At 73.4% G+C, this 13,835-nt stretch carries 11 protein-coding genes; 5 read left to right on the top strand and 6 right to left on the bottom strand.

From position 1 onward, the window contains the following. Nucleotides 1–110: 110 nt before the first annotated feature. From JK361_RS18840 to JK361_RS18850, 3 genes are all read left to right on the top strand, one after another. Nucleotides 111–1,751 carry a serine/threonine-protein kinase gene (locus JK361_RS18840; RefSeq protein WP_201819396.1) on the top strand — a complete coding sequence of 547 codons (1,641 nt, stop codon included), beginning with the start codon at nt 111–113 and terminating at the stop codon, nt 1,749–1,751. Then, nucleotides 1,748–2,575, top strand: coding sequence for a hypothetical protein (locus JK361_RS18845; RefSeq protein ID WP_201819399.1), 828 nt, complete (start codon nt 1,748–1,750; stop codon nt 2,573–2,575). Before JK361_RS18840 ends, JK361_RS18845 begins: the two co-directional genes overlap by 4 nt. A gap of 241 nt (nt 2,576–2,816) precedes the next feature. Continuing rightward, nucleotides 2,817–4,193 (top strand): MFS transporter, encoded by a 1,377-nt coding sequence (locus tag JK361_RS18850; RefSeq protein ID WP_201819402.1) that lies wholly within the window; start codon nt 2,817–2,819, stop codon nt 4,191–4,193. Nucleotides 4,194–4,264: 71 nt separating this feature from the next. Here JK361_RS18850 and JK361_RS18855 read toward each other — a convergent pair whose 3' ends face one another. The 4 genes from JK361_RS18855 to lnt form a co-directional block, all read right to left on the bottom strand. Continuing rightward, entirely contained in the window at nt 4,265–6,199 is a 1,935-nt protein-coding gene (locus tag JK361_RS18855; protein ID WP_201819405.1) for a helix-turn-helix domain-containing protein, read from the bottom strand. Nucleotides 6,200–6,275: 76 nt separating this feature from the next. Beyond that, nucleotides 6,276–7,091, bottom strand: a complete 816-nt coding sequence (locus JK361_RS18860) for a 3-hydroxybutyrate dehydrogenase (protein ID WP_201819408.1) — start codon at nt 7,089–7,091, stop codon at nt 6,276–6,278. A 54-nt stretch (nt 7,092–7,145) separates the two neighbouring features. Beyond that, nucleotides 7,146–7,625 carry an NUDIX hydrolase gene (locus JK361_RS18865; protein ID WP_201819412.1) on the bottom strand — a complete coding sequence of 160 codons (480 nt, stop codon included), beginning with the start codon at nt 7,623–7,625 and terminating at the stop codon, nt 7,146–7,148. Between the two features lie 225 nt (nt 7,626–7,850). Beyond that, a complete protein-coding gene (gene lnt, locus JK361_RS18870; protein ID WP_201819415.1) occupies nt 7,851–9,461 on the bottom strand; it encodes an apolipoprotein N-acyltransferase in 1,611 nt (536 codons plus the stop codon). A 414-nt stretch (nt 9,462–9,875) separates the two neighbouring features. Here lnt and JK361_RS18875 point away from each other — a divergent pair, with 414 nt between their 5' ends. Further along, nucleotides 9,876–10,853 (top strand): O-antigen ligase family protein, encoded by a 978-nt coding sequence (locus JK361_RS18875; RefSeq protein WP_201819418.1) that lies wholly within the window; start codon nt 9,876–9,878, stop codon nt 10,851–10,853. Nucleotides 10,854–11,159: 306 nt separating this feature from the next. On the opposite strand, the gene JK361_RS18880 is transcribed toward JK361_RS18875, so the two are convergent. After that, complete coding sequence (locus tag JK361_RS18880) at nt 11,160–11,705, bottom strand: hypothetical protein (protein ID WP_201819420.1); 546 nt, start codon at nt 11,703–11,705, stop codon at nt 11,160–11,162. A gap of 105 nt (nt 11,706–11,810) precedes the next feature. Next, complete coding sequence (locus JK361_RS18885; RefSeq protein WP_201819435.1) at nt 11,811–12,596, bottom strand: glutamate racemase; 786 nt, start codon at nt 12,594–12,596, stop codon at nt 11,811–11,813. Nucleotides 12,597–12,635: 39 nt separating this feature from the next. Between JK361_RS18885 and JK361_RS18890 the strand changes: the two genes are divergently transcribed. Beyond that, nucleotides 12,636–13,829, top strand: coding sequence for a glycosyltransferase (locus tag JK361_RS18890; RefSeq protein WP_201819438.1), 1,194 nt, complete (start codon nt 12,636–12,638; stop codon nt 13,827–13,829). Nucleotides 13,830–13,835 lie beyond the last annotated feature (6 nt).

A 13,835-nucleotide genomic window follows, 5' to 3' on the forward strand; every position in this document is an offset into this window, starting at 1 on the left:
GCCCGCGGCACCGCACCGCAACCGTTGTGGCCGAGATTGTGTCTTTCAGCGCGTGCCCGAAGCTCCAGAGCGAGTAGGACTCCGGTGGCACGGCGGAACTGGGGGACGGGATGGACGCATGGGCAGTGCCCGGATACATCGAGTCGCTCGAACTCGGAGCGGGGGCGAGCGGACGGGTCGTGCTGGCGGTGCACGAGGAGACCGGCGTCCCGGTCGCGGTGAAGTATCTCAGCGAGTCGCTGTGCAACCGGCCGGGCTTCGTGTCCGAGTTCAGGGCCGAGGCGCGACTGCTCGGCGGGCTGGAAAGCCCGTACGTCGCCGGACTGTACGAGTACGTCGAGAGTCCTGAAGGCGCCGCCATCGTGATGGAGCTGGTGGACGGTGTCTCCCTGCGGATCCTGCTGTCGAGGGAGGGTCCACTGGAGCCCGAGGCCGCGCTCGTGATCCTCAAGGGATCGCTGCTCGGCCTGGCCGACGCGCACCGTCTCGGCATCGTCCACCGCGACTACAAGCCGGAGAACGTCCTGGTCGCAACGGACGGAACGTCCAAGCTCGTCGACTTCGGAATCGCGGTGGACACCGGCACCCGTGTCGGCATCGCGGGAACGCCCTCCTACATGGCGCCGGAACAGTGGACCGGCGCACCGGCCTCTCCCGCCGCCGACGTGTACGCGGTCACGGCCACGTTCTTCGAGTGCCTGACGGGCCACAAGCCGTACTCGGGTGACAACCTCGCCGAACTCGCGCTACGGCACGTCGATGCGCCGATCCCGGCCGACGAGGTCCCCGAGCCGGTGCGCGCACTGGTGCGGCGCGGCCTGGCGAAGGACCCGGAGGAACGGCCCACTCACGCCGAGGCGTTCGTGTCGGAACTGGTGGCGGCCGCCGGTGCCGCCTACGGGCCCGACTGGGAGGAGCGCGGGCGGGGCCGGCTCGCGGCGCTGGCCGCGCTGCTGCCGCTGCTGCTGCCCTCGGCGCGCAAAGCCCCGCAGACCACGACGGACACCGCACGCACGGTCCTGGCCGAGGGAGCGGGCCACGGCCGGGCCCGGTCGTGGCTCCCCGGCCGGGCCGGGATGCTGGTGTCCGCGGCGGCCGTGCTCCTGGGCATCCTCTTGGCCTACGCCGCCCAGCACGCCCCGGCAGCGGATCCGCAACGAACGGCACAGGCCCTGGCCACGACCATCGCCCGGCCCGGCATGACGTCGCAGGGGCCCATCGCACCGACTTCGTCGGCCCACCCCTTCCCGTCCCCGACCACCGCCGCGTCCCCGAGCCTGTCGTCCTCGGCCCCACCGACTCCGGAGATCACGGGCACCGACGACCCCTCGATGTCCGTCACCACGACTCCGCCTGGGGAGACGCCGTCCGGCGAGCCGACCACCCACCCGACTCCGACCACCGCCTCCCCCACGCCGGCCGCTCCCGCGGTCAGGGACGTCGCGGTGTCGGCCTTCCGTCAGACGGATCCGTCCACCGCCACGGCGACCATCGGCGTCACCACGGACGGCACCGGGCCGGTCTCCATCACCGTCTCGTGGTTCACCAGCGATTCCGCGGGAATGCTCGGCACCCCCGACGGTACGTCGCAGACTTTCGAGCGCAGTGGCGCAACCCAGTACGCGCTCACCGTCGACCACGCCTTCCAGAACAAGGGCTGCTACTGGGCGGTGCAGGCCACGACGACCCCGGCCGCCGCCGACGGCGGCGCCTCGCAGCAGCTTCCGACCAGGCAGTGTGACCTTCGATGACCGCTGACGACGGCCGCTCCGCGGCACCTGCCCACGACTGCGAACCCACCCACGCGCTCGAACCCGGCGCCGAAACCACCCACGTACTCGTCCCGGCCGACGAGCACGCCCCCACCGTCCACCTCGCACCTGATGACGAGCACGCCCCCGCCACCCGCCTCGCCCCCGGCGCCGAACGCCCCCCGGTCCGCGAAACGCTTCCGAATGACGCCGGGTACAGCGCCACCGTGCTCGCCAGCCACTGGATCCAGCGGCCCGAGCCCGACGACACCCTCGTCGGGCCGCCCGGCAAGGGGCTCGGGCCCACCGCGCCGACGCGGCCGGATCGCATCGAAGGCACCGTGCTGCGTTTCGGCCCCGGAGTGACGGCCGCCGCCGGGCAACGGACCAACAGGACGCCGCCCACCGTGCCACCGGCTCCCGCACCCCTACGCCGGGGCCTGCGCAGACACACCCTGCCCGCGCTGGCGCTGATCTGTGTCATCGCGTTCCTGGCCTGGCAGCATCTCTCGCCGACCGTCGGGGTGCGCACGCTGTCGGTCACCGTCCGGCCGACGACTGTCGCGTGCGACGGCACCGCGGACATCGTCGGTCGGGTCACCACCAACGGCCGCCCGGGCACACTCTCCTACCGCTGGAGCCGGAGCGACGGCACCGCCTCGGCCGTCCTGCGGGAAACGGTGCCCCGGGGCCAGAGGCAGGCGCGGCTACACCTTCTGTGGACCTTCCAGGGCAAGGGCCACTACAGGGCACGAGCCGAACTACACATCGTCTCTCCCGACCACCGAACGGTTGCCACCCGCCTCACGTACGAATGCCCCTGACCGCCCGTCCAACTCACGCACCGGGTGATGACCATCCGCCGCGGGCTTGTTGCGCATCCCGGACAGCACTCGTTTCGACCGTCTTCGAGCCCCTGAAACGCCCTTCCGTGAACCGGCATGGTGGTCACACGCATAGCCAACCCCGAAACTATGTAGCCCCACCACATGTGCGCCTGACCTGCATCTTCCTACCGTGTGCCGACACGTACCCGTCCCCACCGCACACGAGGAAGTGGCGCACATGGCCTCCGGAACCACTGCTCCCCCACCCCCCGCCAGCCTCCCCAGAATCGTCGCCGCCAGCCTCATCGGGACCACCATCGAGTGGTACGACTTCTTCCTGTACGGATCCGCCGCCGCGCTGGTGTTCAACAAGCTGTTCTTTCCGGACTCCGACCCGCTCGTCGGAACCCTGTTGTCCTTCCTGACGTACGCCGTCGGGTTCGCGGCCCGCCCGCTGGGGGCGCTCGTGTTCGGGCACTACGGTGACCGGCTCGGGCGGAAGAAACTGCTCGTGCTGAGTCTCGTGCTGATGGGCGGGGCGACGTTCGCCATCGGCCTGCTGCCCACCCACGCCACCGTCGGCAGCGCGGCTCCCGTGCTGCTCACCACGCTGCGGCTGGTGCAGGGTTTCGCGCTGGGCGGCGAGTGGGGCGGCGCCGTCCTGCTGGTGTCGGAACACGGAGACGCGCGGCGACGCGGATTCTGGGCCTCCTGGCCGCAGACCGGCGCGCCGGCCGGGCAGCTGCTCGCCACCGGCGTGCTCTCGCTGCTCACGGCCGTCCTGTCCGACGACGCCTTCGGCAGCTGGGGCTGGCGGATACCGTTCCTGCTCTCCGGGGTGCTCGTGATCGTCGGTCTGTGGATTCGCCTGTCCGTCGACGAATCGCCTGTCTTCAAGGAGGCGTTGGAGCGGGCCGAGGCACGGCGGGGCACCGAGACCGAGAAGCTGCCGCTCGTCTCCGTGCTGCGCCACCACTGGCGGGACGTCCTCGTCGCGATGGGCGCCCGGATGGCGGAGAACATCAGCTACTACGTGATCACCGCGTTCATCCTCGTCTACGCCACCACCTCGGCCGGCGTCTCCAAGCAGACCGCGCTCAACGCCGTACTCATCGGCTCCGCCGTGCACTTCGCCGTCATCCCGGCCTGGGGCGCACTGTCCGACCGGGTCGGACGGCGGCCGGTGTACCTGCTGGGCGCGGCCGGTGTCGGACTGTGGATGTTCCCGTTCTTCGCGCTCGTGGACACCGGATCTTTCGGTTACCTGATCCTGGCCGTGACCGTCGGACTCGTCCTGCACGGCGCCATGTACGCGCCCCAGGCCGCGTTCTTCGCCGAGATGTTCGCGACCAGGATGCGGTACTCGGGCGCGTCCATCGGAGCCCAGTTCGCCTCCGTGGCGGCCGGCGCGCCGGCACCGCTCATCGCCACCGCGCTGCTCTCCGACTACGACAGCTCCACCCCGATCGCGCTGTACGTGATCGCCGCCGCGGTCCTCACCCTGATCGCGGTGGGCGTCTCACGCGAGACACGGCATCGGGATCTCGCACAGGTCGAGGGCGACAGCGAGGAGCCCTCCGGGGCGGCAGCGGCCGCCGAGGCGCGCACCGTCTGACCGGCGCCACGCCCGGCCGCCGAGGCGCGCACCGTCTGACCGGCGCGCCACGCCCCCGCACCGACCGGCCTTCACGGGGAGGCCGGTCGGTGCCGTCCCGGCTTCGCCAACCAGTGCAGCCTCAGGGCCAGTTGTATCTCCAGCGCCCTGGCGGGGGTCTGCCAGTCCGCGCCGAGGAGGCGGCCCACCCGCTCCAGCCGCTGCGCCACCGTGTTCACGTGGACGTGCAGCGCGTCCTTGGTGCGGACCGGGCTCATCCCGCCCTCGAAGTACGCGTCCAGGGTGCGCAGCAGTTCCGTGCCGCGCCGCTCGTCGTACGACACCACCGGGCCGATGGTCCGCTCGACGAAGCCGGCGATGTCCCGTTCGCCCGCGAGGAGCAGGCCGAGGAAGCCGAAGTCCTCGGCCGCCGCGCCGTCCCCGGCCCGGCCCAGCAGGTGCAGGGCGTCCAGGCAGCGACGGCCTTCGGCATAGGCGGACGCCACGGTCTCGGGGTGCGCGGCGAGGTCCGTCACGGGTGCGGAGGCGCCGACCGTGACCGGCTGGTGGACGGCCGTGCCCAGGTGGCCGGCGGTGCGGCGGGCCACCTTCGTGGCGGTGTCGCCGGCGCCGAGCGGCAGCAGCAGGACGGTGCCGCCGTCGCGGGCCGCGGCCAGACCGTGCCGGGTGGCCGCGAGGTGGGACGCGGCGGACCACAGCCGGCGGCGGGCCGCGGCCTCCTCGTCGGCGTCGGCCGCCGGGCCGTCGAGGCGGGCGGCGAGGACGACATGGGTGGCGTCCAGGTCGGCGTGGAGGCGGCTGGCGCGTTCGCGCAGCAGGCGCGGGTCCCGGTCGCGCGCGTCCAGCAGGTCGTCCAGCAGCTCGCCGCGCACCCGCTGTTCCGCCTCGGCGGCGGAGCGCCGCGCCAGCAGCAGCAGGGAGGTGACCATCGCCGCGCGCTCCAGCGTGCGCTGGTCGACCGGGTCCAGACCGGGGTGGCCGCGCAGGACCAGCGCGCCGAGGAGTTCACCGCCCGCGGCCACCGCGGCGATCCAGTCCCCGCCGTGCCGTACGGCGTGCCCGTCGGCACGGGACGCCTCCAGCGCCTCGGCCGGTGCCGCCGTGGCCTCGGTGAACTCCACGGTGCCGGCGAGGACCTGGGAGACGGCGGCGGCCACGTCGTGCACTCCGCCGCCGCGCAGGACGAGTTCGGCGAGCCGGTCGTGGACCTCGGACGCCCGCTCGATGACGGCGCTGCGGTCCTGGATGATCTCGTTGGCGCGCTTCAGGCGGGCCAGGGCCGAGCGGGTCTCGGTGAGCAGGTTGGCGGTGTCGATGGCCGCCGCGGCGAGTGCGGCGAAGGAGCCGAGCAGGGCGATCTGCCCGCGCTCGAAGACCCTCGCCCGCCGGTCCGCCGCGAAGAGGACGCCGATCACGTGCGGTCCGAGCATCAGGGGCACGCCGAGGATGGCGACCAGGCCCTCGTCGCTGACCCCGTCGTCGATGGTGTGGGTGTGCTGGAACCGGCTGTCGTGGAAGTAGTCGTCGGTGACGTACGGCCGCGCGGTCTGGGCGACGAGCCCGCCGAGGCCCTCTCCCATGCCGAGGCGCAGCTGCTGGAAGCGGGCGGAGACCGAGCCCTCCGTGACCCGCATGTAGGTGTCGCCGCGTTCCGGGTCGTTGAGGCTGAGGTAGGCGACGTCCGTGCCGAGGAGCGAGCGGGCGCGCTGCACGATGGCCTGAAGGACGGCGTCCAGGTCGCGGAGCCCGGCGAGGTCGTGCGCGGTCTCGAAGAGCGCCGACAGCTCCGCCTCACGCCGCCGGCGGCCTTCGAGTTCGGCTCGCACGCGCAGGGCGAGCAGCCTGGCCTCTTCCAGCGCGGCGATCCGGCCGTCCTGCTCGCCCTCGGCGCGGGCGAGCAGGACGGGCTGCTCATAGGCCTCCATGGAGGCGTCGCGGGCCAGCAGGTCGAGGTACGGCGCCTCGGCGCTGCCGCTGGGTGCCGGCTGAAGGTGATCGCGGGACATGGTCACAGGATTCCGTATCGGCCACCCGGCCCGGCAGGCCTGTGGAAAACTCTCTCGGTCCGGGCTGCCACACTGGTCAGTGGGCCGTCCACCCGCCGTCCAGGACGAGCGACGTGCCGGTGACGAAGGACGCCTGCGGGCTGCACAGATAGGCCACGGCCTCGGCGACCTCCTCGGGTTCGATGAGCCGCCGCAGCGCGCTGTCCTTCAGCAGGACCTCGGACAGCACGCGCTCCTCGGCGATGCCGTGCGCCTGCGCCTGGTCGGCGATCTGCTTCTCGACCAGTGGGGTGCGCACATAGGCCGGGTTCACACAGTTGGAGGTGACTCCGTGGTCGGCACCTTCCAGTGCGGCCGTCTTGGACAGTCCTTCGAGACCATGTTTGGCGGCCACATAGGCCGACTTGAAGGCCGAGGCGCGCAGGCCATGGACGGAGGACACATTCACGATCCGGCCCCAGCCCTGGGCGTACATGTGCGGAAGGGCACCGCGGATGAGGCGGAAGGGTGCCTCCAGCATCACGGTCAGCACCGTGTGGAACACCTCGGGCGGGAACTCCTCGATAGGGCGTACGAGTTGCAGTCCGGCGTTGTTGACCAGCACATCGGTGCCTTCGGCGGCGCGTTCGGCGGCGTCCAGGTCGGTGAGGTCCACGACCCGCGGTACGACGGTGCCGGCGAGGTCGCCGGCCCGCTCCGCCTGCTGGGCCAGCTCTGCCAGGCCGGCCGCGTCCCGGTCGACGGCGCGCACCTCGGCCCCGGCGGCGGCCAGCCGCAGCGCGCAGGCGCGGCCGATGCCGCTGGCGGCGCCGGTGACGAGCGCGGTACGGCCGTCGAGGTCGAGGGCGAGGGGCTGGAGCCGGGGGCCGGACAGGGGGGTGGGCGAGGTCATGTGCCGACCCTAAGCAGAACCCCACGGCCACCACATGTGGCGGCCACCCATACTTCAGCTGGCAGTCGTAGGGTCAAACCATGTGGGTGCATCGCACATGGCTTGCTTGATCCGGAAGAGGCCGAACTCGCTCAGTGCGGGCAGCGCGTCCACCGCGAACCAGCCGACCTCCAGCGACTCGTCGTCGTTGACCCGGGCGTCGCCGCCCACGGCCCGGCAGCGGACGGTGATGTCCATGTACTGGCAGGTGTCGCCGTTGGGGTACGTCACCGGCTCCAGCGCCTGGACCAGGACCACCCGCTCGGCCACGCAGTGCACCGCCGTCTCCTCGAAGACCTCCCGCACGGCGCAGGCCGCGGGCTGCTCGCCCGGCTCCGGGATCCCGCCGATCACCGACCACTTACGGGTGTCGGTCCGCCGGCCGAGCAGCACCCTGCCCTCGTCGTCGAAGACGATCGCGGTGACCCCGGGGAGCCAGAGCAGCTGTTGGCCCGCGGAGTCCCTGAGCGTGCGGATGAATTCGGGGGTAGCCATGATCCGACCCTAGCGGGCCGGTGACCGGCGCCCGGCCGGTTCCGGGGACGTACGACGGTCGTGCCGCGGCACGAGAGCGGCCGGTCCGCGGCACCAGAGCGGTCGTGCCGCGGCACCAGAGCGGTCGGTCCGCGGCACCAGAGCGGCCGGTCCGCGGCACCAGAGCGGTCGGTCCGCGGCACCAGAGCGGTCGGTCCGCGGCGCGAGAGCGGTCGGTCGTACGTGTTACGCGTCGGCTGCCCGGCGGGCGCGCAGGCCGGAGCCGACGGCCCAGCCGATCCCTCCCGCGGCGACCAGCACCAGGGCGATCTCCGGGAGGACGCCCAGGTCGGTGGCGGGGGTCGTGGACGTGCGCAGCGGCACCTTCTGGACGAGGTACGCGGGCACGAACATGCCGGTCTTCTGGGTGATCCGCCCGTCCGGCATGATGACCGCGCTGACGCCACTGGTCACCGGCACCGTCACGGTGCGGCTGTGCTCGACGGCGCGGATGCGGGACATGGCGAGCTGCTGGTAGGTCATCTCGCTGCGGTCGAAGGTGGCGTTGTTGCTCGGTACGGAGATCATCTCCGCGCCGTGCGTCACCGTGTCCCGCACGGCCCAGTCGAAGGCGGCCTCGTAGCAGGTGGCCAGGCCCACCTCGGCGCCCTTGATGCCGAACACGCCCGGCTTGCCGCCTCGGCTGAAGTCCTGGCGGGCCATGTCGGTCCAGTTCTTGTTTATCGCGCCGACGAGCGAGCGGAGCGGAAGGTACTCGCCGAAGGGCTGGATCTGCCGCTTGTCGTAGGTCTGCGTCGGGCCCTTGACCGGGTCCCACAGGATCTGCTCGTTGAACAGCTCGCCGTCCCTCTCGACCACACTGCCGACCGAGACGGGCACGCCGATGTCCTTGGCCGCCTGCTCGATGACGGTGGCGGCATCGGCGTACTCGAAGGGGTCGATGTCGGAGGAGTTCTCCGGCCACAGGACGTAGTCCGGTCTGGCGACCTTGCCCGCCCTGATGTCGGCGGCCAGCTTGTGCGTCTCGCGCGCATGGTAGTCGAGCACGGCCCGGCGCTGGGCGTTGAACTCCAGCCCGGCGCGCGGCACGTTGCCCTGGATCAGCGCCACGGTCGCGGTGCCGTCCTCCGCCGTGTCGCTCACCAGTGCGCGGGCCGCGACCGCGCCCGCCACCGGGACGGCGACGCTCAGCAGCGCGGCGGTCGCGGCGGCCCGCCGCACGGTACCGGTGAGGCGCCGCTCGGCGATCAGCCGCCCCGCCTCGTACAGACCGAATCCGCACAGGACGACCGCGAAGCCGAGCACGGGGGTGCCGCCCACCGCGGCGAGCGGCAGGAAGACGCCGTCCGCCTGACCGAACGCGATCTTGCCCCAGGGGAAGCCGCTGAACGGCACGCGCGCGCGTGCCGCCTCGCCCGCTGTCCACACGGCGGCGGCCCACACCGGCCAGGCGGGCAGCTTGGAGACCGCGGCGACGCCCACGCCGACCAGGGCGACGAAGAGCGCCTCGATCGCCACCAGGGCCAGCCAGGGAAGGGGCCCGACCTCCACGCTCGTCCACACCAGCAGCGGCAGCAGGAAACCCAGCCCGAAGAGGTAGCCGAGGCCGAAGGCGGCCTTCCGGCTCCGGCCGCGCAGCACCCAGGCGAAACCGGCGAAGGCGGGCAGGGCCAGCCACCACAGGGTCCGTGGCGGGAAGCTGACGTAGAGCAGCACTCCGCAGAGCACGGAGGCGAGGGCCGGGACCAGGCGCAGCAATCGGCCACGGCGCGCGCCGGAGGCGGGGCGCGGCTGGAGCTGGTCCGGCTGGTCCACGGAAGTTGCGGTGACGGTCACCCGGGTGAGTGTACGGCGGTTGACGTTCCCGCCGACAGCACGGTCCGGCGCGGGCGCACCGGCGGTTGTCGCTGGTGGGCGCCGGTCACCGGGAGCCGGCGGCCGGGTTCCTGGCCGCGCTTCCCCGCCCCGGGGCACCGGTTCGCACCCCCGCCTGCGCTCGGACCGGGACGGGCGCTGTACCTGGCGGAATCGTGCCGTTCCTCCGCGTCTCGTGCCCAAAGCGGTCATGAGCCGCTACGGTGTGGCCAGCCTCGACGGCGCGGCCGGACCCGGCACGCGGTCGTGGCCTGCCACAGGTCGGGGGACCGGGTACGAGGGGCGGCGGTGGGGTCGACGGGGACGGGGTCCGCGACCGGTGCGTACGGTGCGGACGCCCACAGCACACGAAGAAACGTTTCCGACGGGACGGGCATGCTCCTGTTGGGAGCCTGCGCCGGGTGGTCGCTGATCACCGCGGCGGTCCATGACGGGCGGCCCGAGGGCATGCTGCTGGCGGTGCTCGCCGTGGCCGCGGGGTACGCCACGGGCCGGGTCTCCGGCGCGCTGCTGCCGGTGGCCGCGCCCTGCGCCGGCGCGGCGGCGGGACTGGTGCTGGCCGCGGCGCTGCCCGGGCTCTCCCCCGGCCCCTGGTACGCGGCCCCGCTCGGGCACGCCGGTGCCACGGCCGCCCTGCTGACGCTGAGCGCCGGGGCCGCGTGCTGTGCCGCCTGGGCGACGAGCGTCCCGGCGCTGCGGCTCGTGCTGGGGGCGCTGGCCTGCGCCACCGTGCCCGCCGGGATCGTGCTGGGGTCGGCGGCCGGGTGTGTGGCCGGCGCGGCCGTGCTGCTGTGCTCACTGGCGGCGGGCTCGGCCCGCAGCCGGGGGGTGTGGCTGGCGGGCCTGGCCATGGCGGCGGGACTGGTGGCGGCGGCGATCTGGGCGGTCGCGGCGGGCGCGCTGCCCGACGGCCTCGCCGGGGCGCTCGCAGGACGTTTTCCCGCGCACCGGGTGTCGCAGTGGCAGGACGCCCTGCGGCTGGCGGACCGGAACAGCGGCCTCGGGGTCGGCCCCGGCCGGTTCGGCGAGCCGAGTCGGATCACGGCGCGGACACTGCTGTCCGACGGCAGACCGCACTCGGCCCCGCTGCAACAGGCGGCGGAGCAGGGCCTGATCGGTGTGTTCCTGCTGGCCGCCGTGTTCTGCTGGGTCCTGTACGCGCTGTGGCGCACCTCCCGCCCCACGCCGGTCGCCCTCACCGCGGGCGCGGCCCTGACGGCACTGGCCGCCCTCGCCTCGATGAGCAACGCGCTGAGCTTCACGACGGTGACGGCGGGCGCCGGACTCCTGGCCGGCTGGGCCACGGCCCGGCCGTGGGCGGGCGACTCCATGACTCCCGGCCGCGGAGCGTGACGCGGCACGGACACGCCGACCGGCTGTCCCGGGTGCCGCCCAGACAGCCCCGACAAGCCGCCCCAGCCGGCCGTCCCATCGGTCGGCCGTCTCATCGGTCGGCCGTCTCATCGGTCGGCCGTCTCATCGGTCGGCCGTCCCATCGGTCGGCCGTCCCACCGGCCGGCCGTCCCACCGGCCGGCCGTCCCACCGGCCGGCCGTCCCACCGGCCGGCCGTCCCACCGGCCGGCCACTCCGGTCAGCCGGCCGTCTCATCAGTGGGCCACTGCCGTCAGCGGGCCGGTTCCGTCAGCCGGCCGTCCGGGTCAGCCGGCCGTTCCCGGCCTGATCGTGCGGAGCCGGTCCCTGATGACCCGGACCGCCGCCTCCGCGTTGTCGACGGTGACCGTGAAGGTGTGGCCGTCCCACAGGCGCAGCACGATGCCCTCGCCGCGGCGTACGACGACCGCGGTGCCCTTCTCGGGGCGCCAGCGGTAGCCCCAGCCGCCCCAGTTCCGGGGGGTGACGAGGGCGGTGAAGTCGGCGCCGGCCACCTGGGAGAGCGGGATACGGCGGCGCGGCAGGCCCACGTGCCCGCAGCGCACCTCGACGCACTCCCGGTCCAGCTTGAGGTCGACGTGCACGAAGGCGAGCGTGCCGAAGAGAACCAGCAGGCCGGCCGCGATGCAGCCCACGACGGACATCACCAGCGGGGCGATACCCGAGGTCCAGGCCGAGTCGACGGCCAGCTCGATGCCGAGCGCCATGCAGGCGGCGCCGACCAGGGCGAGCAGCCACTGGACCCGGTTGGTGGCGCGTCCCGTCCAGACGTCCGGGTGGAGCTTGTCGTCGGCGTCGGGGTGGTCCCTCATATTCATGAGGTTACTCAGGTTTCGCCGCGCGGGTAGGGCATGGCGCGGGGCGACTGGCCCGGGCGGAGCACCGCGGACCGCACTGCCGGGTCCGTTCCGCGCAGGTCAGCGGACGGGGCTGACCGCCTGTAGGAAACGGCCTTCCGCGTAGGACAGCGCCGTGTCGGGGAGCGTCGCCTCACGGCCGCTGAGCAGCACCGTGAGGGTGGTGTCGGCGACGGCGGCCGGGGCCGGCTCCGCTCCGAGCCGGCGCAGGGCCTGGGCGGCCACCGCACCGGCGGTGCCGTGCAGGACGAGGGGCGGGCGGCCGGGCTGCTGGACGGCCGCCCGGATGCGCTCGGCGACCAGTTCGTAGTTGGTGCAGCCCAGGACGACGGTGGTCACGTCGTCCGGGGTGCGCGCGGCGGCCGAGGCGATCGCGGCGTCGATCGCCGTCTCGTCCGCGTGGTGCACGGCGTCCGCGAGGCCCGGGCACGCCACCTCCGCCACGGTGACGCCGTCGGCGAACTGGTCGATCAGCCCGCGCTGATAGGCGCTTCCCGTGGTGGCCGGGGTCGCCCAGATCGCGACGGGGCCGCCGCCCGCGGCAGCGGGCTTGATCGCCGGGACGGTGCCGATGATCGGCAGGTCCGGCTCGAAGCGGGCCCGCATGGCGGGCAGGGAGTGCACCGAAGCGGTGTTGCACGCCACGATCAGGACATCGGGCTCATGCGCGGCGGCGGCCTCGGCGACGGCTATGGCCCGCTCGGTGATGTCTTCCGGGGTGCGCGGTCCCCAGGGCATTCCGTCCGGGTCCCACGACAGCACGAGGTCCGCGTCCGGCCGCAGCCGACGTACCGCCGCGGCAGCGGGAAGCAGGCCGATTCCGGAGTCCATGAGCGCGATCTTCACCTGGCCACGATAGACGATGCGCTCTTGTGAGCCGGTCGGGTGGGGCAGACTGCCGCCGTGGGCGCCTTCCTGTGGATCACCGTCGTATCACTGGCCGCGTGGTGCTGGATGCTGTTCGGCCAGGGCTTCTTCTGGCGCACGGACGTCCGGCTGCCGCGGCGCCGGGAACCGGACGAGTGGCCGTCGGTCTGTGTGGTCGTACCGGCCCGCGACGAGGCCGCCGTGCTGCCCTTCAGCCTGCCGTCGCTGCTGGCGCAGGACTATCCGGGACGGGCGGAGGTCTTCCTGGTGGACGACGGGAGCACGGACGGCACCGGAGAGCTGGCCCGCGAGCTGTCCCGGCGGCACGGCGGGCTGCCGCTGACGGTGGGGACGCCCGGTGAGCCGCCGACGGGCTGGACGGGCAAGCTGTGGGCGGTGCGGCACGGCATCGGGCTGGCACGCGCGCGTGACCCCGAGTACCTGCTCCTCACGGACGCGGACATCGCGCACGCGCCGGACAGCCTGCGCGCGCTGGTGGCGGCGGCCCGCACCGGGGACTACGACGTCGTGTCGCAGATGGCGCGGCTGCGGGTGGCGAGCATGTGGGAGCGGCTCGTGGTCCCGGCGTTCGTCTACTTCTTCGCGCAGCTGTATCCCTTCCGGTGGATCGGCCGGAGGGGAGCGCGTACGGCCGCGGCGGCGGGCGGCTGTGTCCTGCTGCGCGCGGGGATGGCGCAGCAGGCGCGCGTCCCGGAGTCCATCCGGCACGCCGTCATCGACGACGTGGCGCTCGCGCGCGTGGTGAAGGGGGCGGGCGGTCACGTATGGCTGGGGCTGGCCGACCGGGTGGACAGCGTGCGTCCCTATCCGCGGCTGGGTGACCTGTGGCGGATGGTCTCGCGCAGCGCGTACGCCCAGCTGCGGCACAACCCGTTGCTGCTCCTCGGCACGGTCGCCGGACTCGCGCTGGTGTACCTGGTCCCGCCGGCCGCCGTGGTCGTGGGCGCGGCCGGCGGCAGTGCGGCGACGGCGCTCGCCGGGGCGTCGGCGTGGGCGGTGATGGCGGGGACGTACGTGCCCATGCTGCGGTACTACCGGCAGCCGTGGTGGCTCGCCCCGCTGCTGCCGTTCACCGCGTCGCTGTATCTGCTGATGACGGTCGACTCCGCCGTGCAGCACCACCGCGGGCGCGGGGCCGCCTGGAAGGGCCGCACCTACGCCCGTCCGGACGCCGTGCCCGACGAGGGCTGAGCCCGG

Source organism: Streptomyces musisoli (assembly GCF_016741855.1).
In the GTDB taxonomy this organism is placed as follows: Bacteria; Actinomycetota; Actinomycetes; order Streptomycetales; family Streptomycetaceae; genus Streptomyces; species Streptomyces musisoli.